Genomic DNA, 21,729 nt, shown 5'->3' on the forward strand with positions numbered 1-21,729 from the left:
TCCGCCGCCACCTCCCGGCCACGCGGACGGCGCCGCCCGCGTGGACAGGCTGCTGCTCGGCGCGGCCGTCACCGCGCGGGCGCACGTGTGCGTGCTCTTTCTCCTGGCCGAGGAGGGGCGCGTGCTGATGATGGAGGCCGAGGCGGGGCTCCCCGAGCCCTTCTCGCGCTCGTGGGTCCTGATCAGGACGACCGACCAGTCGCCGATCGCCATGGCGGTGCGGCAGCGGCGGCTGGTGTGGCTGCCCGACCGGGAGGCCATGGCCCGCGAGTTCCCGCTCGTGGCGCTCGCCTTCCCGTACGGGTTCGCCATGGCCGCCGCGCCCCTCATCGACCACGGGGGCGAGGTACGAGGGGCCCTCATGCTGCTCTGGCCACCGGCCCCGGCCCGCCGGCCCGCCGGCCATCAGCTCGACGTCCTCACCGCCACCTGCGAAGACCTGGCGGAGATCGTCCCCCGGGGGAACCGGCCGGTGCCGCCGGGGCACCAGCCGCGGGTGCTGACCAGGGAGCCGCCCGTCGGCGACGACCTCCTGCTGGCCGGCCTCAACCGGCTGCCGGAGGGCTACTGCATGCTCGACGTCGAGGGCCGGCTCGTCCTGCTCACCGCCCCGGCGGCCGACCTGCTGCAGGCCGACGCCGGGGAGCTGATCGGCAAGCGGCCGTGGGACGCGCTGCCCTGGCTGGCCGATCCCGCCTACGAGGACCGCTACCGCGCCGCCGTGGTCGGCCAGCAGGTCACCTACTTCACCACCCGCAATCCGGGCGGCCAGTGGCTGGCCTTCCACCTCTATCCGGGCATCGCCGGTGTGACCGTACGCGTCACGCCGAGCACGATGGCCCGCGACCCCCGCCCGGTCATGCCGGACCGGCTCGCCGCCGCCGACCGGCCGCCGCGACTGGTCGCGCTGCACGAGATGCTGCACCTGGCCACCACCCTCGCGCGGGCCGTCACCGCCCAGGAGGTGATCAACCTCGTCGCCGACCACGTGATGCCCGCCTACCACGTACAGGCCCTGGCCATCCTCACCTCCAGGGCGGCCGCATGTGCGTGGCCGCCTCGCGCGGATACAGCAAGAAGGCGATCGAGGACTACGACGGCCGGCCCCTCATGCGCCTGCCGCCCACCCACCCCCTGGCCGCCGGGGCGCCGGCCTTCTTCGGCGACTGGGCCGAGCTGCGCGAGACCTACCCGGACGCGATCCGCTCGGACGGCATGTCCGCCTGGGCGTTCCTGCCGCTGACCGCCGGCGGGCGGACGGCCGGGATGTGCATCCTGGCCTACGACCGTCCCCACCGCTTCACCGCCGACGAGCGGGCGAGCCTGACGGCCCTCGGCGGCCTCATCGCCCAGGCGTTCGAACGTGCCCGCCTCTACGACATCAAGCACCAGTTCGCGCAGTCGTTGCAGTCGAGCCTGCTGCCGCGCACGCTGCCCGGCATCCCCGGGCTGGAGGTGGTCGCCCGCTACCTGCCCGCCACGCCCGGCATGGACATCGGCGGCGACTTCTACGACCTCATCCGCCTGGAGGAGACGGTGGCCGCCGCCGTGATCGGCGACGTACAGGGGCACGACGTCACCGCCGCCGCGCTCATGGGCCAGGTGCGTACCGCCATCCACGCGCACGCCACCGCGGGCGCCAACCCCGGCGAGGTGCTCGCGCACACCAACCGCCTGCTGACCGAGCTGGCCCCGGACCGGTTCACGAGCTGCCTGTACATCAGCATCGACCTGGCCCGGGGCATGGCCTGCGTGGCCAGCGCGGGCCACCCGCCGGCGCTGCTGCGCCGGCCGGGGGAGCCCGCCCGGATGGTGGCCTCCGCGCCCGGCCTGCTGCTGGGCGTCGACCCGCACACCGAGTACGTCACCGCCCAGGTCGCGCTGCCGCCCGGCTCGGTGCTGGCCCTCTACACCGACGGGCTCATCGAGATTCCCGGGCATGACATCGGCGAGGCGATCGGCGACCTGGCCGCCGGGTTCGCCCCGTCACCGCGGCGGCCGCTCACCGACCTGGCGGAGTCGATGATCGGCCCCGTGGCGGCCGTCGAGCACCGCGCCGACGACATCGCCGTGCTGCTCCTGCGCACCACCCAGCCCTGAGAACCGGCCCTGAGGACCTGCCTTGGGAACCGGCACTGAGGACCGGCCCTGAGAACCGGCCCTGAGGCTCGCCCTTCAGGCCCGCCATTCCGACGTGCGTTCCTGCCGGGCCTGGCCGAGGGCCTCCCTGACGCCTTCCGCGTCCTTGTCGGTGGTGTAGACGGGCGAGCCCGGCTGCTGCCGCCAGGACTCGTCCAGGCCGCCGGCGTCGACCGGGTCGAAGCCGAGCGCGTCGACCAGCCCCATCACGATCTTCTTGCCGCGCTCGTCGTCGGCGGCCACGGGCAGGGCGATGCGCCCCGGCGCGCCGGACGGGCGGCCCGCGTTGCCGAGATGGTCGGCGTAGATGTTGTTGAACGCCTTCACCACCGGATGCCCGAGCTGCTGCTCGACCCACCGGCTCTCCGGCATGCCGGCCTCGATCTCGTCGATCCTGCCGTCGCGCTGGGGGTAGTAGTTGCCGGTGTCCACGACGGTCACGCCCTCGGTGACGTCGCCGAACAGGTCGTCGGGCAGCTGGGGCACCTTGCCCTGCGGGATCGTGACGACGACCAGGTCGGCGCCCTGGGGCGCCTCCTCGACGGTCACGGGCGTCGCGCCGGTCTCGGCGGCCAGGCCGGCGAGCGTCTGCGGGCCCCGCGAGTTGGCCACCGCCACCTGGTGCCCCAGCTCCGCCAGGCGCCGGGTGAGCGTGCCTCCGATGTTCCCTGCGCCGATGATGCCGATCTTCATGCTCCGCCCCCGGATCGTGCCGCTTCAGCTACCGTAAGCCAGGATATCCTCACTGTCCGTTATCGCTGGTCGAGGGTGCTGTCGGCGCGCCGGGGCCGCGGATGGCATCAAGTGGTCACCGGTACGCAACTTCCTGGTCGTTCCCGGCCGGATTCTCCGCGCGGTGAACCCGCACACTGGTTCCCATAGGCAGGCAAACGGACGTTGGAGGGCCGAATGGGAAATTCAGGGGTGCAAACGGTCTCACGCGACGGGGACCGGCGTGAATTCGTCAATCACGCGGGCGGGAAGCGTTCGCATATTCAGCTGATATCCGATGAGCCTGGTATCCGGGGGTTGTTCCGCTATCGCCCGGAGGCGGCCGAACCGCTGACCCTGCTCTCCGAGGTGCTGCTGTGCGGGGACAGCCCGCTGTCCCGCGGCGAGCGCGAACTGATCGCCGCGTACGTGTCGTCGCTGAACCGGTGCCGGTTCTGCTTCCACACCCACGCGGCCTTCGCCGCCGTACGCGTGCCGGACGGCATGACGCTGGTCGACCAGACCTGCGCCGATCCGGGCACGGCCCCCCTGTCCGGCAAGCTCAAGGCCCTGCTCGCCATCGCCGCGGCGGTTCAGCGCGGCGGACGCGAGGTCGGTGACGAGCACGTGCGCGCGGCCAGGGCCGAGGGCGCCACGGACCTGGAGATCCACGACACGGTGCTGATCGCCGCGGCCTTCTGCATGTACAACCGGTACGTGGACGGCCTGGCCACGCTGGCCACCGACGACCCCGGCCACTACGCCGACAGAGCCCGCCTGACCAGCGGATACGTCAAGGTGTGGAACGACGAGGCACTGGACGAGGCCGGCTGAGCGGCCCCGTCCGGCGCCGGACGGTCAGCCGAAGAACTCGTCCACCGAGTAGGGGTCGAGCGGGAAGCTCCAGCGCTCGCTGATCTTCCCGTCGGCGATCCTGAAGAGCTGCATGCCGCGGTCGTCGAGCGTGCGGCCGTCCCGCTCGCCCCGGATCCGCAGGACCGCGGCGACCTGGTCGTCGCCGACGAGGTAGGACTCCGGCTCCAGGCGCAGTGTGCCGGTGGTGGCCTTCAGCAGCTCGGCCAGGTAGCCGAGGACCGCGTCCTTGCCGGAGTAGTCGCGGGCCATCGGGCCGCGGCCGGGGACGTGGAAGACCACGTCGTCGGCGAGCAGCCGGCCAAGGTCCTCCAGGTCGCCCTTGGCAATGGCGTCGTAGGTGTTGCTGGCAACGGTGATGTGGGGATGCTCATCCATGACGACCGCCCAGTCACAAACGGGGTTTAAGTGGCGTCCGTGACATTACGCGGATCAGTTGCGGGAAGACAAGAAGGAGGCGCATTTAACGGGATCTTGCGCAATTTGCGGGAGTGTGCAGACTAGGAGAAAACCGCATCGCTGGGAGCGTGCATGCCCCATATTGCCCTCGATTCCGACGAGCCAGGGATCCGCGGACTTTTCCAGTTCAGCCCGGAGACGGCCGCGCCGATGAACGCGCTGGCCGAGGTCCTTCTCCGCGGGGACAGCACGCTGTCCCGTGGCGAGCGGGAGCTGATCGCGGCCTACGTGTCGGGGCTCAACGAGTGCCGGTTCTGCACGGCCTCGCACGCCGCGTTCGCCGCCGCGCAACTGCCCGAGGGCATGGCGCTGGTGGACCAGGTCCGCGCCGACCCCGACGCGGCGCCCGTGTCGCCCAAGCTCAGGGCCCTGCTCGCCATCGCCGCGGCCGTGCAGCGCAGCGGCAGGGACGTCACCGACAAGCTCGTGGCCGCGGCCAGGGCGGAGGGGGCCACCGACCGGGAACTGCACCACACCGTGCTGATCGCGGCCGCGTTCTGCATGTTCAACCGGTACGTCGACGGCCTGGGCACGTACGCGCCCGACGACCCGGCCGGCTACGACCTGGCCGCCCAGCGCATCCTCGCCCACGGCTACACGACCGTCCCACCGGCGCCGGGACAGCAGGGCTGATGGCGGCGGAGGAACACGAACACCGGTTCCTGATCATCGGCGCCGGCCCCGCCGGCCTGCAGCTCAGCTACTTCCTGCAACGAGCCGGGGTCGACTACGTCACGCTGGAACGCGAGGACGCGCCCGGCGGCTTCTTCCGCCGTTACCCGCGCCACCGGCGGCTCATCTCGCTGAACAAGGTGCACACCGGCGAGAAGGACCGGGAGATCCAGCTCCGCTGGGACTGGAACTCCCTGCTCAACGACGAGCCCGACGTGATGTTCCCGCACTACTCGCAGGAGTACTTCCCGCACGCCGACAGCCTGGTCCGCTACCTGGCCGACTTCCAGCGCGTCCACGGGCTGCGCGTGCGCTACTCCACGGCCGTCGAGCGCGTGGAGAAGGAGGAGGGCGGCCGCTTCGCCGTCCACGCCGGGGACCAGGTGTTCCGCGCCGACTGCCTGATCGTGGCGACCGGTTGGGGCGGCCCTCACATCCCCGACATCCCGGGCATCGAGCTGGCCACCGGCTACGAGGACGTCTCCGTCGCCGGCGAGGACTTCGCCGACCAGCGCGTCCTCATCATCGGCAAGGGCAACTCGGCGTTCGAGACCGCGCAGGCGCTGCTCCCGCACGCCGCGGTCATCCACCTCGCCAGCCCCAGCCCCGTACGGCTGGCCTGGACCAGCAAGCACCCCGGCCACGTACGCGGCCAGTACGGCGCCTTCCTGGACAGCTACTGGTTCAAGACCCTGCACGGCGTCCTGGAGTGCACGGTGGACCGCCTGTGGCGCGAGGACGGCGGGATCAAGGCCGCGATCACGTACACGCTGGCCGACGGCGAGCGGGCGCTGCTGGACTACGACGCGGTCCTGCGCTGCACGGGCTTCACCATGGACACCGGCCTGTTCGGCGACTCCTGCCGCCCGGCCCTGGCCCCCGGCGGCCGGATGCCGGCGATCCGCCCCGACTTCCAGTCGGCCGACGTCGACGGCCTCTACTTCGCCGGCACCCTGATGCAGGCCCGCGACTTCAAACGGGCCTCCTCGGCGTTCATCGACGGCTTCCGCTACAACCTGCGCTCCCTGACCGCCCTGCTCCTCGAACGCTACGAGGGCAGGCCGCTGCCCGTACGCGAGCTGCCGGCCGAGGCCGGGGCGCTGACGGAGTCCATGCTCGACCGGGTCAACCACAGCTCGGCGTTGTGGACGCAGTTCGAGTACCTGTGCGACGCCTACGTCGTCGGGCCCGGCGGCGTCGTACGGCACTATGAGGACCTGCCGGAGGACCACGCCCGCGAGCGGTTCGCCGGCGAGGAGTTGTGCCTCACGCTGACCCTGCGCTGGGGGCCCCGCGACCGCGGCGACGTGTTCGCCATCCAGCGCCACCCCACCCCCGAGCGGGCCGACGAGTGCGCCTTCCTGCATCCCGTCATCCGGGCCTGGCGGCACGGGGAGCAGGTCGCCGAGCAGCACCTCCTGGAAGACCTCCAGGCCCGCTGGCGCCACCCGGCCCGCCACGCCGACCCCCTGCGCGCCTTCCTGGCAGCCCGGCTTCAGCCGTAGAGAAGCGCGCGACGACGTCCGGCTTCAGTCGTAGAGAAGCGCGCGACGACGTCCGGCTTCAGTCGTTGGAGGTGAAGCGGGCGGCGAGGTCGTCGACCACGTCGGTGAGCGCGCCGCGCCGGGCGTGCGCGGCTCGTTGGCGGTCGGCGCCGCTCCCGCCCTCGCGCAGCAGCCGCCACCCCGTGTCGGCCGCCTCCAGGTCGCCGGCGGCGGCCAGCGCGGGCCCGACGTGGTCGAGCAGCTCCTCCACCAGCTCGGCGACCGGCCGCGGCGCACCCGTGAACGGATCGACGCCGAACCCGCCGAGCCCGTCCCTGGCGGCCCGCCAGTAGGCCACGCGCAGCAGCTCCGCCGGCGGCTCGGGCCCCGGATCACCGTCCTCCACCTTGCGCAGCGACACCGTGACCAGCGCCCGCACCACCAGCGCGAGGAACACCGACTCCCGTGTCGAGGCCGGCACGTCGCCCACGCGCACCTCCACCGTGGGCAGCCGGGCCGACGGGCGCACGTCCCAGAAGAGCGTCCCGGGATCGACCAGCGCGCCACTGGCCGTGAGCGCCGCGACCGTACGCTCGAAGTGCTCCAGCGAGCCGAAGTACGGCGGCGGCCCGGCCACCGGCCACTTGCTCCAGGCCAGGATGCGCCAGCCCGCGTAGCCGGTGTCGCGGCCGGACCAGAAGGGCGAGTTGGCCATGAGCGCGAGCAGCACCGGCAGCCACGGACGCACATGGTTGCAGACCAGCACGGCCTGCTCCCGGTCCGGCACGTGGATGTGCACGTGGCCGGCGCAGATGGCCTGCTCGTCGTGGAGGGCGCGGTAGTTCTCGATGCCCACCCCGTACCGGGGGTGCTCGGTGATGGGCGGCGGGACGACGTCCCCGATGACCGGCGTGCCGGAGGCGACCACGGCCAGGCCCTCCTCGCGCGCGGCGGCGGCCACGACCTCGCGCATGCGCCGCAGCTCCGCGTCCAGCTCGGCCCGGCTCGCGCACGGGGTCGTCTTGGCCTCCACCTGGAACTGCGTGATCTCCGTGCAGACCCGCTCGCCCAGGGAGGCCGCGGCGCGTCCGACGACGGCCGCCGCCCGCGGCGCCACCGCGCGGGTGACCGGATCGACGACCAGGTACTCCTCCTCGACGCCCATCAGGCGCGCGGTCGCCTCCCTGAGGGCCTGCCGTAACGACTCGGCGGTCGCCGTCATGTCCACTCCACTCGGTCCGGGTACGCTTCACCCGATCTTGCCCGTTCGAGGCGCGACCGGAGGGCCGAATGGCGTGCTCGCCCCGGGGGAATGGCTCTCGTGGCCGTACCGCCGCATCGAGAGGAGGGCCCGCCCGTGACCGCGACCCTGTCCGTCGAGGAGGCGGGGCACGTGTTCGCCACGCCCGCCGCGTACACCGACGAGACCCGGCTCCACGAGGCCCTGGCGTTGTTGCGCCGCGAGTCGCCCGTGCACCGCGTGGAGGTGCCCGGCTACAACCCCTTCTGGGCCGTCACCCGGCACGCCGACGTACTGGAGATCGAGCGGAACAACGCGTTGTGGCTGAGCGCACCGCGTCCGGTGCTGAGGAGCGCCGAGATCGACGCCCGCCTGGCCGAGCAGCGGGCGCGCGGCACCGGACTGAAGACGCTCGTCCACATGGACGACCCCGAGCACCGCGTCGTGCGCGCCGTCGCCGCCGACTGGTTCCGCCCCCGGGCCATGCGCGCCCTTGAGGTACGTGTGCGCGACCTGGCCCGCCGCTACGTCGACGGCATGGCCGCCCACGGCGGCGCCTGCGACTTCGCCCGCCAGGTCGCTGTCCATTACCCGCTCTACGTCATCCTGTCGCTGCTCGGCCTGCCCGAGTCGGACTTCCCGCGCATGTTGCGGCTCACCCAGGAGCTGTTCGGCCAGGACGACGACGACAAGCGCCGCGGCGGCACCGCCGCCGACCACACCGCGGTGCTGGCCGACCTGCTGGCCTACTTCCGCGAGCTGACCGCCGCCCGCCGCGCCAGGCCCACCGGCGACCTCGCCTCGGAGATCGCCAACGCCCGCGTGGACGGCCGCCCGCTGAGCGACCTCGACGCCGCCTCCTACTACGTCATCATCGCCACCGCCGGGCACGACACCACCAGCTCCACCATCGCCGGCGGCCTGGAGGCGCTCATCAGGCACCCCGGCGAGCTGCGGCGGCTGCGCCGCGACCCCGGACTGCTGCCCCTGGCGGCCGAGGAGATGATCCGCTGGGTGAGCCCGGTCAAGGAGTTCATGCGCACCGCCGCCGCCGACACGCACGTACGCGGCACGCCGGTCGGGGAGGGCGAGTCGGTGTTGTTGTCGTACCCGTCGGCCAACCGGGACGAGGAGGTGTTCGCCGAGCCGTTCCGGTTCGACGCGGGCCGCGACCCCAACCGGCACATGGCCTTCGGGTCGGGGGTGCACTTCTGCCTCGGGGCCGCGCTCGCCCGCATGGAGATCCGGGCCCTGTTCGCCGAGCTGGTGCCCCGGCTGGAGAACGTCGAGCTCGACGGCGACCCCGCCTGGGTCGCGACCACGTTCGTGGGCGGGCTCAAGCAACTGCCGATCCGCTACACCCTGCGCGACCGGCCGGCGCGGGAGTGAGCCCACCGGTCGCAACGGGGCTCAGAACAGGGTCGGGGGCTCGGCGGGCATCGGCTCGGGCAGCGGCCGCAACTCGGGCACCCGGGCGCGTACCTCGTCGTGGAAGCGGCGGGCCAGCGTCAGCGCGTCGGCGTTGTCGGGCGTGTGGATGAACACGGTCGGCGAACGGCCCTCGCGCAGCCAGCCCGCCACCGTGGCGACCCACTCCCGCCAGCCTTCCACCGTGGCCTCGACGGAGTCGCGGCCCAGGTAGCGCACGATCGGATGGCCGGTGAGCGCGCGGGTACGGCGCGGCACCCGCGGCTTCTTCGTCCAGGCGTCGCGCTCGGCGTCGCTGGTCGGCGGGCTGCGGAACAGCGTCACCGTGTCGAACGGCACCCACTCGGCCCCGGCGGCGCCCAGCACCCGTTCCAGCAGCGCGGCCGGGCGCGCCTCGTCGAAGAAGGCGCGGTGGCGCACCTCCACGGCGTAGCGGTGGGAGCTGGGAAGGCGGCGCAGGAAGGCGGCCAGCGTGCCGACGTCGGCGGGCCCGAAGGAGGACGGTAACTGCACCCACAGGGCGTGCGCCCGCGGCCCGAGCGGCTCGATGGCGTCGAGGAAGGTGTGGAGGTCGTGCTCGGCGCCGGTCAGCCGGTGGTGGTGGGTGATGGACTTGGGCAGCTTGACCACGAAACGGAAGTCGGGGTCGATCTGCCGGGCCCACGACTCCACCGTGGCGCGGGCAGGGGTCGCGTAGAACGTGGTGTTGCCCTCGACCGCGTCGCACCAGGTCGAGTAGGCGCGCAGGCGCTCTCCCGGCGGGAGCGGATGGGGCAGGAAACGTCCGTTCCACGGTGTGTGCGTCCACATCGCGCATCCCACATGAAGCCGCATGCCCCCGACGTTAGCGGAGCCGCCGCACCGCCGGAGCCCGCCTCCGATGTCCTGGAACCGTACCGTTTAGGCTGTTCGTATGGGCATGGTCGGGACGGTCGGGCTGGTGTTGCATCCCCAGCGCGACTCCAAGAAGGCGATCGACACCATCCTGCGGTGGGCCGCGGACAAGGGCGCCACGGTGCTCGGCCTGCCCGAGGAGGTCGGGCGCATCGACTGCAGCGCCGTACCGGTCGACGCCGTCGCCCTCGTCGAGCGGGCCGACCTGCTGGTCGGGCTCGGCGGCGACGGCACGATGCTGCGCACCATGCGGCTGCTGGCCGGCCGGCCCACGCCCATCCTGGGGGTCAACCTGGGCAAGCTCGGGTTCCTGGCCGAGATCGACGTCGACGAGCTGGCCGGCACGTTGTCGGCCATCGACCGCCACGAGTACACGATCGAGCCCCGGATGGCGGTCAAGAGCGTGGTCGCGGGGGTCGCGGTGACGGCGTTCAACGACATCGCCCTGGTACGCATCCCCGGCGAGGGGCTGGCGGCCGTGTCCGTCAGGCCGTCGGGCAGCTCGTTCGTGAGCCTGTCGGCCGACGCCGTGATCGTGTCCACCACGACCGGATCCACCGCCTACAGCTTCTCGGCCGGCGGCCCGATCGTCTCGCCCCGGGTGGAGGCGATCCTCGTGGTGCCCGCCGCCGCCCACTCCTCCTTCAACCGGGCGCTGGTGCTGCCCGCCGACGAGGAGGTGACGCTGGAGGTGCTGCCCACCAGCGGCAGGCTCGCCGTCGAGGTGGACGGCCGGGTGGTCGGCCACCTGTGCTCCGGCGACAGCGTCACGGTCACCGCCTGGCCGGGGGCGGCGAAGGTGGTCCGGCTCGGTACCACCTTCTATGAACGTGCCCGCCGCAAGCTGCGCGTGGACGGCAGCGCCGAGGTCGGCTGACCCTCGCCCGGCGACCGGCGGGTGGCGACCAGGGCCGACAACGCGGTCGTGATGGGCACGGCGGCGATGAGCCCGAGCGTGCCCACGACGCTGCGGACGATCTCCTGGGCCACGACCGGCGTGGTCAGCACCTCGCCGAGCGGCTGGGAGCCGATGCTGAACAGCAGCAGCAGCGGCAGCGACGCCCCCGCGTACGCCAGGATGATCGTGTTGATCACCGAGGCGATGTGCGCCCGCCCGATGCGTCCCGCGGCCCGGTACAGGCGGGCGAAGCCGTAGGAGGGGTTGGCCGCGGCCAGCTCGTTCACCGTGACCGCCTGGGTGACCGTGACGTCGTCGAGCACGCCGAGCGCCCCGATGATGACGCTGGCCAGCAGCAGCCCCCGGGTGTCGATCGACAGGCTCATGCCCAGGGTCAGCGCGCTGTCGTCGGTGACGCCGTTCAGCCGGGCCAGGCCGAGCGCCCCGTACGACAGCAGCCCGGTGAGCGCGAGGCTGGCCAGCGTGCCGAGCACGGCCATCGACGTGGTCAGGGAGAAGCCGTGGGTGAGGTAGAGCACCGCCAGCATGATCGCGGCCGAGCCGACGACGGCCACCAGCATGGGCGGCTCGCCCGCCAGGACGGCCGGGATCACGAACGTCAGCAGCAGCCCGAACGTCACCGCCAGCCCCACCAGCGCCGTCACCCCGCGCCACCGGCCGAAGGCGATCACCGCCAGCGCGAACGCGCCCCCGAGCAGCCACAACGGCGTCGAGCGGTCGTGGTCGGAGAGCTGGTAGGCGCCGTCGCCGGCCCGCAGCAGCAACACGTCGTCGCCCACCGCGAACCGCTGCGCCCCCGGCCCGCCCGGCAGGCGCAGGGTGACGTTCCTGCCGGTGTCGGGCCCCGAGCCGACCGTCACCGTCGCGTTGCCGCAGGTGGCCGGGTCGGGCACGGGCATCCCCTCCTGGACGGTGGGGCAGCGCCTGAGCGTGATCGAGCTGATCGTGCCCTCGACGCGCTCGGCCGCCCGTTCCTCCCGGCCGGCGGACTGTCCGGCGGGCGTTCCCTGCCCCGCCTGTCCCGACGGCCAGAGCCACACCAGACAGGCCAGCGTCGCCACCGCCAGCGGCACCAGCACGGCCAGGCTCGCCAGCACCGCGCCGCGCGAAGGCGGCGCCGAACCATGGGAGTGGCCGTGGAAATGGTCGGCGCCCATCGCGTGAAAGTTCCTCCTCGGCTTCCGGGACTGCGACAGTAACGCACCCGGCCCGGGGTAGGAGCCCCGATGTGGCGAGGCTGGTGGGCACCTCCGGGTGGCAGTACAAGGACTGGCGCGGCGTGCTCTACCCGGACGGGGTGCCGCAGCGGTTGTGGCTGGAGACGTACGCGGCGGAGTTCCCCACGGTCGAGAGCAACAACGCCTTCTACCGCCTGCCCACGCCCGAGACGTTCGCCGCCTGGCGGGAGCGTACGCCCGCCGGGTTCGTGATGGCGGTCAAGGCCAGCAGGTACCTCACCCACATCAAGCGGCTGGCCGCGCCCGAGGAGCCGGTCGCGCGGCTGATGGCGGCGGCGGGGGAGCTGAAGGAGAAGCTGGGCCCGATCCTGCTGCAACTGCCGCCCACGCTGCGGGCCGACCCCGCCCGGCTGGACCGCTGCCTCGGCTGCTTCCCCGACGGCGTACGGGTGGCGGTGGAGCCCCGGCACGACTCCTGGTGGACCGGCGAGGTGCGCGAGGTGCTGCTCGCCCGGCGGGCCGCGCTGTGCTGGACCGACCGGCTCGGCCGGCCGCTGACGCCGCTGTGGCGCACCGCCGACTGGGGATACGTACGCCTGCACGAGGGCCTGGCCGCCCCCCGTCCCTCCTACGGCGACGCGGCGCTGAGGAGCTGGGCGAGGAGGGTACGGGAGGCCGGATGGCACGACGTCCACGTGTACTTCAACAACGATCAGGGGGGAGCGGCCGTGCGGGACGCGCGGCGATTTGCCAGACTCGCCTAGTGCGTACCCGTCTCTACAGGAACGGCGCCCTCGAAAAGGAGGGCTTCCCCGTCGAGGAGGTCTCCGACCACGTCGGCGACCCCGAGGCCACCGTCTGGTTCGACCTGTGCTCGCCCACCCCCGAGCAGCTCAACCTGGTCGGCGAGGAGCTCGGCCTGCACGAACTGGCCGTCGAGGACGTGCTCACCGACCACCAGCGCCCCAAGGTGGACGTCTACGACAACCACCTGTTCATCACCGTGTACGGCATCCACCTCGACGAGGGCCGCCTCGTCCCCGTCGAGGTGAACGTCTTCGTCACCCCCAACGCCCTGGTGACCGTCCGCGAGAACGCCTGCTTCGACATCGACGAGGTGGTCCGGCGCTGGGACGCGTCCTCCCGCCTGGCCTCGCACGGTGTCTCCTTCCTGCTGCACGGCCTGCTCGACTACGTCGTGGACAGCCAGTTCGAGCTGGTCCAGGACCTCGACGGGCAGGCCGAGGCCATGGAGGAGTCGCTGTTCGACGACACGCCGCCCGACGGCAGGGAACTCCAGCGCGCCATGTACGTGCTGCGCAAGAACACCGCCAGGCTGCGCAAGATCTCGATGCCGATGCGCGAGGTGCTCGGCACCCTGCTCCGCCGCGACCAGGAGATCGTGGCCGACCCGGTGATGACCCCCTACTACCAGGACGTCTACGACCACGTCCTGCGCGCGGCCGAGTGGGTCGAGGCGATCCGCGACATGCTGGCCAACGTCCGCGAGACCCGGCTGGCCCAGCAGGGCTTCCGCCTCAACGACATCATGAAACGGGTGACGAGCTGGGCCGCCATCATCGCGGTGCCGACCGCCATCACCGGCTTCTACGGCCAGAACGTGCCCTACCCCGGGTCCGGGGAGCTGTGGGGGTTCTGGGGTTCGACGGCGCTGGTGGCGGTGGCGTCCGTGGCGCTGTACGCGGTGTTCAAGAAGAAGGACTGGCTCTGAGGGCTCAGAACCGCGAGAAGGACCGGCTCTGAGGGCTCAGAACCGCGGCCGGCATTCCTCCGCCAGCCGCTCGACCGGCACCGGGCCCGCCTGGCCGCCGTCCCGCAGCCGTACCGAGGGCACGCCGTCCGCCACCTCGCGCCGGCCCACGACGAGCTGGTACGGCACCAGCCGGTGGGCCCTGATCCTGGCGCCCAGGGTGCCCCGGTCCGCGGGCGCGAGCTCGGCCCGCAGCCCGGCGGCCACGGCCCGCCGCAGCACGTCCTCGGCCGCGGGCAGCTCGGCGTCCGACAGCGGCAGCACGACCGCCTGCACGGGCGCCAGCCACGCGGGGAACGCGCCGCCGTGCACCTCGATCAGGTGCGCGACCAGGCGTTCGAGCCCGCCGACCACGCTGCGGTGGACCATGACGGGACGCCGCCCGCCCGCGTACGACAGGTCGAAGCGTTCGGGCTGGTAGAGGTCCACCTGGACGGTCGACAGGGTGCTCTCGCGGCCCGCCGGGTCGGCGATCTGGATGTCGATCTTCGGGCCGTAGAAGGCGCCCTCGCCGCGTTCCTCGTCGTAGGCGCGGCCGCGTTCCTTCAGCACATCGCGCAGGATCGCCTCCGAACGCGCCCACATCGCGGGGTCGTCCACGTACTTGCCGCCCTCGCCGCGCAGTGAGAGGCGGTAGCGGGCGGCCTCGATGCCGAGCCTGGCGTGCGCGGTCTCGATCAGGTCGAGCGCCGCCGACACCTCGGCCGCGGCCTGCTCGGGCGCGCAGAACACGTGACCGTCGTTGAGCTGGATGGCCCGTACCCTGGTCAGCCCGCCGAGCACGCCCGACAACTCCGAGCGGTACATGCCGCCGAGCTCGGCCACGCGCAGCGGCAGGTCGCGGTGGCTGCGCCCGCGCGAGCGGTAGATCAGCGCGTGGTGCGGGCACAGGCTGGGGCGCAGCACGAACTCCTCGCCGCCCACGTTCATGGGCGGGAACATGTCCTCGGCGTAGTGGGCCCAGTGGCCGGAACGTTCGTACAGCTCGCGCTTGCCGAGCACGGGGGAGTTGACGTGGACGTAGCCGTGGCGGCGTTCGAGCTCGTGGACGTAGTCCTCCACGGCCTTGCGCACGGCCGCCCCGGCGGGCAGCCAGTAGGGGAGGCCGGCGCCGATGAGCGGGTCGGTTCCGAAGATGCCGAGCTCGCGGCCGAGCCTGCGGTGGTCGTTCATGATCGTCCTTTGCGAGGAAAGGGCGAACGACCAGCTCCCGGGCGTCCGCCCGGGATGCGTGGAATCAGCGCGCCGGGAACGTGTCCGGCGTCGTCGTGACGAGTGCGCGCTGCATGCGTTCGACGATAGCACCGCGGACGGCCGTGAAGAAAATCTTCAACAGCCGGTCAAGGAATGGCAAATGATATAAAAGAGCCGTGGCTGAGATCACCTTGAGCGTCCGCCAGTTGCAGGCGTTCGCCGAGGTCGGCTACGAGGTCGCGGGCGGCGGCGGCGCGCACGCGGCGATGGCGGCGCTGCGCCGGGTCGTCCCGCTCGACGCCTACGAGTTCGTCGCCTTCGACCCCGCCACCGGCCGCCACCACAGCGTCGTCTCCGACGGCCACCGCCGCATCGACCGCGACGCCGCCGAGGAGTACGCCGCGCTCGACGCCTGCCGCGAGGCCATCGCCGCACGGCGTCCGGTGCCCATGCCGCAGCCGGGCACCGAACGTTACTTCCGCCGCCACCTGGCCCCCTACGGATGGCGGGCCGGGCTGACCGCGCCGCTGTTCCTCGCCGACGGCGGCCGCTACACCGGCCTGCTGCACCTGGCGGCCAGGCACGCCTTCCCGCTGCTCACCAACGCCCTGGTCGGGGCCGTCAGCCCGATGCTCGCGCACGTCACCGACCTGACCCGGTGCGTGATCGACCCCGTCGGCCTGCCGCCCGACTTCCGCGCGGTCGCCTTCGACCGGCTCGGCGAGCGCCGCGCGGTGCCCGGCCACGAGGTCTCGCACGAGTTGTGGGACGACCCGGCCGTGGCGGCGTTCGCGCGGGCGTTCATCGACTCGCGCGAGCTGAGCCGGCGCGGGCTGTGGCTCGACGGCGGCGGACGCTGGCACGAGGTGCGCCTGCTGCGGGCCGGCGTCGGCTACCAGGGCTCGCTGCAGGGCGCGGTCGCCGCCGAACGGCCCTGCCCGCTGCCCTACGAGCTGACCGGCCGCGAGGTCGACGTGCTCACCAGGGTCGCGGCCGGCGACTCCAACCCGCAGATCGCGGCCTGCCTGGTGCTGAGCGTGCGCACGGTGACCACCCATCTGGAGCACATCTTCGCCAAGCTGGGGTGCGACAGCCGTACCAGGCTGACCACCAAGGCGCTGGCCGAGGGGTTGTGCCGGCTCGACGTCTGACGGCCGTCCTCCGGACGGCCACCCTCTAGACGGCCACCCCGGCGGCGACGCGCGCCTGCGTCAGCTCGAACCAGACGGTCGTCGAGCCGGCCTCGCGCACGAAACCCCAGCGGTGGCTGAGCGCCTCGATCAGCGGCAGCCCCCGGCCGCTGGTGGCCTGCGGGGCCGCGTGGCACACGCACGGCGGGCCCTCCGCGCCGCCGTCGGCCACGCACACCCGGACCGTCGTGTCCGAGCTGAGCACCGACACCGTGAACGAGCCGCCGTCCCCCGACCTGGAGTGCAGGATGGCGTTCGTGGCCAGTTCGCTGGTGAGCAGCACCACGTCGTCGTGGAGTGGATGGTCGCGGCCGAGCGCGGCGGTCACGAGCCCCCTGGCACGTGACACCTGGGAGGGAATCCCCGGCAACCGGACCGCGACGTCGCGGAACCCGGGCGATTCACCCCCGTCTGCGTGGTGAGAGTCCGGAGCCACGATGACCTCCCCCGAATCAGGTGACGTCACTAGACGCGCGAGAGGGGGGCGAAAGATTATCGCGAAAAGGTAGGAACTCTCTTTCCCAAGGTCGCCTGCACGGCCCGGCGCGCCGACCGAGTACGCTGCGATCGACGAGTCGTCTAGGCCCCTGGGGGAGCAAAGCGTGCACAGCAGCCTACTCGCCCGGCCGTCGGAGGAGGTCGCGTGAGCAGCCTGGAGGCCGTCTGGGTGGAGCCGTACGACCGGCCGGGGGCGGCCGTCGTGACCGGCGTCTTCGACATCCTGCACGTGGGCCACGTGCGCTACCTGGGCGCCGTGGCCGCACGCGGGCTGCCCCTGGTGGTCGGCGTGGAGGACGATCCGCGCGTGCGGGCGTGGAAGGGGCCCAGCCGGCCGTTCAACCCGGCGGTGGAGCGGGCCGAGGTGCTGGCCGCGCTGCGCTGCGTGTCCGGCGTCTTCGTGGTGACCGGGCCGTCCGAGGCCCACGGCCCGGAGGACTACATCGACCTGCTCGCGCCGATGCGGCCCGGGGCGCTCGCCCACACGGCGGGTGACCCGCACGCGGGCGCGCGGGCCGCGGCGGCGGCCATCCTGGGAGCCGACTGCTGGGAGATGGCGGCCATTCCCGACCGCTCCACCACCCGCATCGTCAACGCCGCAGGCAAGGGCTGACCCCTCTCTCCCGAGAGCCGGCGGTCCGCCCGCTCCCGAGGGGGTGGGTCCGGTGGAAAGAGCCGGGGGCATGATCGCGTAATCTTTCGTCACATGATGGCCGACCTGGTGGCGAAGCGGGTGACCAACCTGCTGGCACCGCAAGTGCTGGTGATCGTCATGCCGCCCGCCGTGGGCCTGCTCGCCCAAGGATGGACGGGAGCCGCCTGGGGCCTGGTCGCGTCGGCGTTCTGCGGCGGCGTGCCGGCGGCGGTGATCGCGCTGGGCGTGCGCTCGGGCCGGCTGGACTCCCACCACATCGTCGACCGCGCCCGCCGCACCGGCCCGCTGCTGGCCGCCGTGGCCGCCGTGCTGGTCGCGCTCGCGCTGCTCGTCGTACTGGGTGCGCCGCGGCTGCTGGTGGCCACCGTGACCGCGATGCTGGTCGCCCTGGCGGTGACCGTGCCGATCACGACCCGCTGGAAGATCTCCTTCCACGCCGCCGTCTCGGCGGGCACGGTGGTGGTGCTGGCGCACGTGCTGCCCGTCCTGCCCGTCGCCCTGGTGGGCGCGGCCGTGGTCGCGCTGGTGTGCTGGGCCAGGGTCCGCCTCGCGCACCACACGTGGGCGCAGGTCGCGGCGGGCGCGGTCACCGGGACGCTGACGACGTGGGCGACGCTGGCGCTGTTCGGGGTCTGAGGACCGGAATAGCCCCGCCGCCACGGGGGTTGGCGCGAGCATGGATGCCACGAACCGGGGCCGGGTCCGCGTCGAGCGGTCGGCCAAGCGCGTGCGGACCTACCTGGGCGGCCGGCTGATCGCCGACACGACCCGGGCCCTGCTGGTGTGGGAAGGCCCCTTCTACCCCACCTACTACCTCCCCCTCCAGGACGTCGACGAGGCGGCGCTCAAGCCGACCGGCACGTCCAAGCACTCCCCGAGCAGGGGCGACGCCGCCGTCCACACGGTAAGTGCGGGCACCGCCGAGGCGCCGGAGGCGGCGCTGGTCTACCACGACTCGCCGCTGGAGGAGATCCGCGGGCACGTCCGCCTCGACTGGGACGCGATGGACGCCTGGTTCGAGGAGGACGAGGAGGTCTACGTGCACGCGCGCGACCCGTACACGAGGGTGGACATCCTGCCGAGCTCGCGGCACATCCGGGTGGAGGTCGACGGCGTGACCGTGGCCGACTCGCGCAACGCCCGCATCCTGTTCGAGACGGGCCTGCCCGCCCGCTACTACCTGCCGAAGACCGACGTACGGCTCGACCTGCTGGAGCACACCGACACCGCCACGCACTGCCCGTACAAGGGGACGGCGGAGTACTGGACGGTCAACGGGAAGAAGGACCTCGCCTGGTCCTACCGCACTCCGCTGCCCGAGAGCGAGCGGGTGGCCGGGCTGATCGCGTTCTACAACGAGAAGCTGGACATCTTCGTCGACGGCGAGCGCGAGGAGCGTCCGAAGACCAAGTTCTCCTGAGCCCGGCCGGCGCCCCGCCGGGCGGCGGGGCGCGTACGGGGGATCACGCGGCCGGGGTCCAGCGCGGGTCGCGGCCGAGGTAGCGCAGCAGGGAGGCGACCTCGTCGCGGGCGGCGTCGTCCGGCAGGGCCTCGGCGTACGCGCCCCACGGGCGCAGCGGGTCGACGATCTGCTTGGCGACCTCCAGCAGCGGCCCGGCCAGCTCGGGCGTCAGCGGCGAGGGCTGCCCGGTGGCCATCGCGAGGTCCCAGGCGTGCACGGCGGCGTCGAGCGCGCACGCCGTCGAGCCCATCCACGGCGTCATCGTGTTCGGCGGCACCGGCGTCGGCACCTCGGCGGCGTCCCGGTCGACCGCGGCCCACGCCCTGGCGGCCCGGGTCAGGGCGTCCTCCAGCTCGGCCGACGGATCCGCGCCCGGCTCGGCGGGCGGGTCGAACGGGTTGAACGCCGGCCCGTCCCCGCCCGTGAGCGTGGCGGCGAAGCCGAGCTGGTCGCCGACCGCGTGCTTGAAGACCTTGGTGACGCTCCACTGGGAGCAGGGGGTCGGCAGGTGCCACCCGTCGGCCGGGATGCCGCTGACGGCCTTGCGCAGCGCCTCGTGCGAAGCGTCCAGAACGTCCCAGCCGCTGGTGAAGTCGTTGCTCATGGGAGCCCCTTTCGTGATGCCTCCACTATAGCAGAACGGAATAGTTTGTTCCACTAGTTGGCGGCGGCCGCGACGAGTCCGTCGATCAGCAGGTCCAGGGCCTGCTCGAAGTCGGCGGCCGGGTCGACACCGCCGCCGCGCGTCCAGCGCAGCAGCCTGGTGAAGTGCGGCAGGCGCACCGGATCGAGCGCGTGGATGTAGAGGCCCACCTGTTCCTCGCCGGCGTGCGTGCCCGGGTCGCCGGTGAAGCCGCCGGTGGACAGCAGCAGGGTGCCGAACACCAGGCCGTTGACGGCGGTCAGCGCCCGCCAGGCGCCCAGGTCGTCGAAGCCCGCCGCGTACAGCGTGCCGACCAGGCCGTCGAGGACCGTCATGGCCTTGGGCGAGGTCGGGTTGGCCCGGTCGGTCGCCAGCGCCAGCGGCACCACGGGGTGACGGCTGAACGCCGCGTGCATGTTGCGTGCCGTGACGCGGAGCTGCTCCTGCCACGGCAGCTCCGGATCGGGCGGCTCGACCTGGGCGAACACCAGCTCCACGATGCCGTCCAGGAGGTCGGCCTTGCTGGAGACGTGGTTGTAGAGCGACATCGCCTCCACGCCGAGCGTCTTCGCCAGCCGCCGCATGGACAGGCCCTCCAGCCCCTCCTTGCCGGCCAGTTCCAGGGCCGCGTCCAGGACTTTCTCGCGGTTCAGCGGCTCGCGCCGTGCCATCGGCTCTCCCTTCGTGCTTGACAGAGCTTACGGCGTATGTGCTCTACTTACGGCGTAAGCATACGGCGTAAGTAAGGGAGTCGGGATGACCGACGTGATCATCGTGGGCGGCGGGCCGGTCGGGCTGCTGCTGGCCTGCGAACTCAAGCTGGGCGGCGCCGAGCCGCTGGTCCTGGAGGCGGCCACCGGCGAGGAGCGCGTGACGCGCAGCCTCGGCCTGCGCTCGCTCAACGCCCGCAGCCTGCACTCGCTGGAGCTGCGCGGGCTGGTGGAGCCGCTGACCGAGGCGCAGTGGAAGCTGTTCGACGAGCTGGCCGGCGGCCCCGGGCCGGACCGTTCCGACATGGTCGGCATGATGACCGAGCTGCTGAAGAAGGGCATGATGCGCGGCCACTTCGCCGCCCTGCCGCTGCTGGAGGAGAACGGCAGGGCCGAGTACGCCATGCTCAAGCAGCACCAGATCGAGGCCGTGCTGGCCGCGCGCGCCGCCGCGCTCGGCGTACGGATCAGGCAGGGACGCGCGGTCGTGGACGTCACCCAGGACGCCACCCGTACGGTGGCCACCCTGGCGGACGGCGAGCGGGTCGAGGCCGCCTACCTGGTGGGCTGCGACGGCGGGCGGAGCCTGGTACGCAAACGCAGCGGCATCCCCTTCTCCGGCACGCCCGCCACCCTGACCGGTAGGACCGCCGTGGCCACGCTGACCGGCCCCGGCACGGTCACCTCATCGCTGCGCGGCCCCGGCGGGCTGGTGAACCTGTCGCTGGTGCCCGGCGAGATCGCGACCATCGAGTTCGGCGACGGCCCCGGCGACCGGGACGCGCCCATGACCGCCGAGGAGCTGGCGGGCAGCCTGCGCCGGGTGACGGGGGAGGACGTCGGGGTCGCCCGGCTGGAGGCCGGCATCCGCTACAGCGACAACACCCGGCAGGCCGACTCCTACCGGAAGGGACGGGTCCTGCTGGCGGGCGACGCGGCCCACGTGCACTCGCCGATCGGCGGCCAGGGGCTCAACCTGGGGTTGCAGGACGCCGTCAACCTGGGCTGGAAGCTCGCCCTGGTGGCGCGCGGCGCGGCCCCGGAGAGCCTGCTGGACACCTACACCGCCGAGCGCCACCCGGTGGCGGTCCGGGTGCTGCGCAACACCCGGGCCCAGGTGGCCATGATGCGCCCGGGGGCGCAGGTGGACGCGCTGCGCGAGGTGTTGTCGGAGGTGATGGCGCTGCCGGACGCCAAGGGGCACTTCACCCGCATGGTCGAGGGCACCGACGTGGACTACGCGCCCGCCGCGCCCGACCCCCGCGTCGGCCGCTTCGTCCCCGCCCTGACCGCCGTCCCGCTCCCGTTCGCCCGCACCCCCGCCGACGACCGCCACGGGAGCGAGCCTGCGGCGGCGGGCCGGCCGGTAGGTGAGCTGTTGCGGGACGGGCGCGGCCTGCTGATCGTCCCGCCCGGCGGAACGGACGCGGCCCACGCGGCGCTGGCGGGGCACCGCGACCGCGTGCGCCCGGCCGCCGCGCAGGCGTCCGCGGGCGACGGGGGTGCTCTGCTGGTCCGGCCCGACGGTTACGTCGCCTGGGCCGGTACGGCAGCCGACGGCCTGGGCGAGGCCCTCACCACCTGGTTCGGCCCCGCCGCCTGAGCACGG

At 72.8% G+C, this 21,729-nt stretch carries 22 protein-coding genes and 1 pseudogene; 14 read left to right on the top strand and 9 right to left on the bottom strand.

Translation table 11 applies throughout. The annotated features are described in order from the left end of the window. Window positions 1-91 precede the first annotated feature (91 nt). Window positions 92-736, top strand: a pseudogene (locus IEZ27_RS55565) (PAS domain-containing protein); the annotation flags it as partial. 374 nt (window positions 737-1,110) lie between these two features. Beyond that, complete coding sequence (locus IEZ27_RS55570) at window positions 1,111-2,100, top strand: PP2C family protein-serine/threonine phosphatase (protein WP_407672843.1); 990 nt, start codon at window positions 1,111-1,113, stop codon at window positions 2,098-2,100. Window positions 2,101-2,175: 75 nt separating this feature from the next. On the opposite strand, the gene IEZ27_RS19715 is transcribed toward IEZ27_RS55570, so the two are convergent. Further along, complete coding sequence (locus IEZ27_RS19715; RefSeq protein ID WP_379478677.1) at window positions 2,176-2,847, bottom strand: NADPH-dependent F420 reductase; 672 nt, start codon at window positions 2,845-2,847, stop codon at window positions 2,176-2,178. A 321-nt stretch (window positions 2,848-3,168) separates the two neighbouring features. Here IEZ27_RS19715 and IEZ27_RS19720 point away from each other — a divergent pair, with 321 nt between their 5' ends. Then, the gene (locus IEZ27_RS19720) at window positions 3,169-3,684 is read left to right on the top strand and encodes a carboxymuconolactone decarboxylase family protein (RefSeq protein ID WP_229824133.1); all 516 of its coding nucleotides are present in this window, start codon (window positions 3,169-3,171) and stop codon (window positions 3,682-3,684) included. Between the two features lie 24 nt (window positions 3,685-3,708). Here IEZ27_RS19720 and IEZ27_RS19725 read toward each other — a convergent pair whose 3' ends face one another. Continuing rightward, entirely contained in the window at window positions 3,709-4,101 is a 393-nt protein-coding gene (locus tag IEZ27_RS19725) for a nuclear transport factor 2 family protein (RefSeq protein ID WP_189648579.1), read from the bottom strand. Window positions 4,102-4,254: 153 nt separating this feature from the next. Between IEZ27_RS19725 and IEZ27_RS19730 the strand changes: the two genes are divergently transcribed. Both IEZ27_RS19730 and IEZ27_RS19735 read left to right on the top strand, forming a co-directional pair. Continuing rightward, window positions 4,255-4,815 carry a carboxymuconolactone decarboxylase family protein gene (locus tag IEZ27_RS19730; protein WP_189648580.1) on the top strand — a complete coding sequence of 187 codons (561 nt, stop codon included), beginning with the start codon at window positions 4,255-4,257 and terminating at the stop codon, window positions 4,813-4,815. After that, window positions 4,815-6,359 (top strand): NAD(P)-binding domain-containing protein, encoded by a 1,545-nt coding sequence (locus IEZ27_RS19735; RefSeq protein WP_189648581.1) that lies wholly within the window; start codon window positions 4,815-4,817, stop codon window positions 6,357-6,359. Before IEZ27_RS19730 ends, IEZ27_RS19735 begins: the two co-directional genes overlap by 1 nt. A 58-nt stretch (window positions 6,360-6,417) precedes the next feature. Here IEZ27_RS19735 and IEZ27_RS19740 read toward each other — a convergent pair whose 3' ends face one another. Continuing rightward, a complete protein-coding gene (locus tag IEZ27_RS19740) occupies window positions 6,418-7,560 on the bottom strand; it encodes a carboxylate-amine ligase (protein ID WP_189648582.1) in 1,143 nt (380 codons plus the stop codon). A gap of 135 nt (window positions 7,561-7,695) precedes the next feature. Between IEZ27_RS19740 and IEZ27_RS19745 the strand changes: the two genes are divergently transcribed. Further along, window positions 7,696-8,967, top strand: a complete 1,272-nt coding sequence (locus tag IEZ27_RS19745) for a cytochrome P450 (protein ID WP_229824134.1) — start codon at window positions 7,696-7,698, stop codon at window positions 8,965-8,967. 21 nt (window positions 8,968-8,988) lie between these two features. On the opposite strand, the gene IEZ27_RS19750 is transcribed toward IEZ27_RS19745, so the two are convergent. Then, window positions 8,989-9,840, bottom strand: a complete 852-nt coding sequence (locus IEZ27_RS19750) for a DUF72 domain-containing protein (protein ID WP_189648584.1) — start codon at window positions 9,838-9,840, stop codon at window positions 8,989-8,991. 79 nt (window positions 9,841-9,919) lie between these two features. On the opposite strand from IEZ27_RS19750, the gene IEZ27_RS19755 reads away from it, so the two are divergent. Then, window positions 9,920-10,777, top strand: a complete 858-nt coding sequence (locus tag IEZ27_RS19755; RefSeq protein WP_189648585.1) for an NAD(+)/NADH kinase — start codon at window positions 9,920-9,922, stop codon at window positions 10,775-10,777. On the opposite strand, the gene IEZ27_RS19760 is transcribed toward IEZ27_RS19755, so the two are convergent. Further along, on the bottom strand, window positions 10,723-11,976 hold the full coding sequence (locus IEZ27_RS19760) for a YibE/F family protein (RefSeq protein ID WP_189648586.1): 1,254 nt from the start codon (window positions 11,974-11,976) through the stop codon (window positions 10,723-10,725). The two genes, IEZ27_RS19755 and IEZ27_RS19760, sit on opposite strands and share 55 nt — an antisense overlap. A gap of 71 nt (window positions 11,977-12,047) precedes the next feature. Between IEZ27_RS19760 and IEZ27_RS19765 the strand changes: the two genes are divergently transcribed. Both IEZ27_RS19765 and IEZ27_RS19770 read left to right on the top strand, forming a co-directional pair. After that, complete coding sequence (locus IEZ27_RS19765) at window positions 12,048-12,761, top strand: DUF72 domain-containing protein (protein WP_125638762.1); 714 nt, start codon at window positions 12,048-12,050, stop codon at window positions 12,759-12,761. Then, window positions 12,761-13,729, top strand: a complete 969-nt coding sequence (locus tag IEZ27_RS19770; protein WP_229824135.1) for a magnesium transporter CorA family protein — start codon at window positions 12,761-12,763, stop codon at window positions 13,727-13,729. Before IEZ27_RS19765 ends, IEZ27_RS19770 begins: the two co-directional genes overlap by 1 nt. Before the next feature lie 36 nt (window positions 13,730-13,765). On the opposite strand, the gene thrS is transcribed toward IEZ27_RS19770, so the two are convergent. Continuing rightward, window positions 13,766-15,073 carry a threonine--tRNA ligase gene (gene thrS, locus IEZ27_RS19775; RefSeq protein WP_268246072.1) on the bottom strand — a complete coding sequence of 436 codons (1,308 nt, stop codon included), beginning with the start codon at window positions 15,071-15,073 and terminating at the stop codon, window positions 13,766-13,768. Between the two features lie 65 nt (window positions 15,074-15,138). On the opposite strand from thrS, the gene IEZ27_RS19780 reads away from it, so the two are divergent. Continuing rightward, window positions 15,139-16,113 carry a helix-turn-helix transcriptional regulator gene (locus IEZ27_RS19780; RefSeq protein WP_189648589.1) on the top strand — a complete coding sequence of 325 codons (975 nt, stop codon included), beginning with the start codon at window positions 15,139-15,141 and terminating at the stop codon, window positions 16,111-16,113. Window positions 16,114-16,138: 25 nt separating this feature from the next. Here the strand turns inward: IEZ27_RS19780 and IEZ27_RS19785 are convergent, their stop codons facing one another. Then, on the bottom strand, window positions 16,139-16,501 hold the full coding sequence (locus IEZ27_RS19785) for an ATP-binding protein (protein ID WP_229824136.1): 363 nt from the start codon (window positions 16,499-16,501) through the stop codon (window positions 16,139-16,141). A 294-nt stretch (window positions 16,502-16,795) separates the two neighbouring features. Between IEZ27_RS19785 and IEZ27_RS19790 the strand changes: the two genes are divergently transcribed. From IEZ27_RS19790 to IEZ27_RS19800, 3 genes are all read left to right on the top strand, one after another. Then, complete coding sequence (locus IEZ27_RS19790) at window positions 16,796-17,263, top strand: adenylyltransferase/cytidyltransferase family protein (RefSeq protein WP_189648590.1); 468 nt, start codon at window positions 16,796-16,798, stop codon at window positions 17,261-17,263. A gap of 93 nt (window positions 17,264-17,356) precedes the next feature. After that, window positions 17,357-17,941 (top strand): hypothetical protein, encoded by a 585-nt coding sequence (locus IEZ27_RS19795; protein WP_189648591.1) that lies wholly within the window; start codon window positions 17,357-17,359, stop codon window positions 17,939-17,941. 40 nt (window positions 17,942-17,981) lie between these two features. Further along, window positions 17,982-18,725: a DUF427 domain-containing protein gene (locus tag IEZ27_RS19800; protein WP_125638780.1), complete on the top strand. Its 744-nt coding sequence runs from the start codon at window positions 17,982-17,984 to the stop codon at window positions 18,723-18,725. Window positions 18,726-18,768: 43 nt separating this feature from the next. Here the strand turns inward: IEZ27_RS19800 and IEZ27_RS19805 are convergent, their stop codons facing one another. Both IEZ27_RS19805 and IEZ27_RS19810 read right to left on the bottom strand, forming a co-directional pair. Further along, window positions 18,769-19,371: a TIGR03086 family metal-binding protein gene (locus IEZ27_RS19805; RefSeq protein ID WP_189648592.1), complete on the bottom strand. Its 603-nt coding sequence runs from the start codon at window positions 19,369-19,371 to the stop codon at window positions 18,769-18,771. A 53-nt stretch (window positions 19,372-19,424) separates the two neighbouring features. Further along, window positions 19,425-20,081: a TetR/AcrR family transcriptional regulator C-terminal domain-containing protein gene (locus IEZ27_RS19810; RefSeq protein WP_189648593.1), complete on the bottom strand. Its 657-nt coding sequence runs from the start codon at window positions 20,079-20,081 to the stop codon at window positions 19,425-19,427. An 85-nt stretch (window positions 20,082-20,166) separates the two neighbouring features. On the opposite strand from IEZ27_RS19810, the gene IEZ27_RS19815 reads away from it, so the two are divergent. Further along, window positions 20,167-21,723 carry an FAD-dependent monooxygenase gene (locus tag IEZ27_RS19815; protein ID WP_189648594.1) on the top strand — a complete coding sequence of 519 codons (1,557 nt, stop codon included), beginning with the start codon at window positions 20,167-20,169 and terminating at the stop codon, window positions 21,721-21,723. Window positions 21,724-21,729 lie beyond the last annotated feature (6 nt).

This window comes from Nonomuraea spiralis, assembly GCF_014648435.1.
Lineage (GTDB): Bacteria > Actinomycetota > Actinomycetes > Streptosporangiales > Streptosporangiaceae > Nonomuraea > Nonomuraea spiralis.

Coding starts and splice junctions, on each gene's coding strand:
- IEZ27_RS19800 (WP_125638780.1), top strand. CDS start 17,982: ATGGATGCCACGAACCGGGGCCGGGTCCGCGTCGAGCGGTCGGCCAAG.
- IEZ27_RS19725 (WP_189648579.1), bottom strand. CDS start 4,101: ATGGATGAGCATCCCCACATCACCGTTGCCAGCAACACCTACGACGCC.
- IEZ27_RS19740 (WP_189648582.1), bottom strand. CDS start 7,560: ATGACGGCGACCGCCGAGTCGTTACGGCAGGCCCTCAGGGAGGCGACC.
- IEZ27_RS19810 (WP_189648593.1), bottom strand. CDS start 20,081: ATGGCACGGCGCGAGCCGCTGAACCGCGAGAAAGTCCTGGACGCGGCC.
- IEZ27_RS19730 (WP_189648580.1), top strand. CDS start 4,255: ATGCCCCATATTGCCCTCGATTCCGACGAGCCAGGGATCCGCGGACTT.
- IEZ27_RS19795 (WP_189648591.1), top strand. CDS start 17,357: ATGATGGCCGACCTGGTGGCGAAGCGGGTGACCAACCTGCTGGCACCG.
- IEZ27_RS19750 (WP_189648584.1), bottom strand. CDS start 9,840: ATGCGGCTTCATGTGGGATGCGCGATGTGGACGCACACACCGTGGAAC.
- IEZ27_RS19735 (WP_189648581.1), top strand. CDS start 4,815: ATGGCGGCGGAGGAACACGAACACCGGTTCCTGATCATCGGCGCCGGC.
- IEZ27_RS55570 (WP_407672843.1), top strand. CDS start 1,111: ATGCGCCTGCCGCCCACCCACCCCCTGGCCGCCGGGGCGCCGGCCTTC.
- IEZ27_RS19805 (WP_189648592.1), bottom strand. CDS start 19,371: ATGAGCAACGACTTCACCAGCGGCTGGGACGTTCTGGACGCTTCGCAC.
- IEZ27_RS19755 (WP_189648585.1), top strand. CDS start 9,920: ATGGGCATGGTCGGGACGGTCGGGCTGGTGTTGCATCCCCAGCGCGAC.
- IEZ27_RS19760 (WP_189648586.1), bottom strand. CDS start 11,976: ATGGGCGCCGACCATTTCCACGGCCACTCCCATGGTTCGGCGCCGCCT.
- IEZ27_RS19815 (WP_189648594.1), top strand. CDS start 20,167: ATGACCGACGTGATCATCGTGGGCGGCGGGCCGGTCGGGCTGCTGCTG.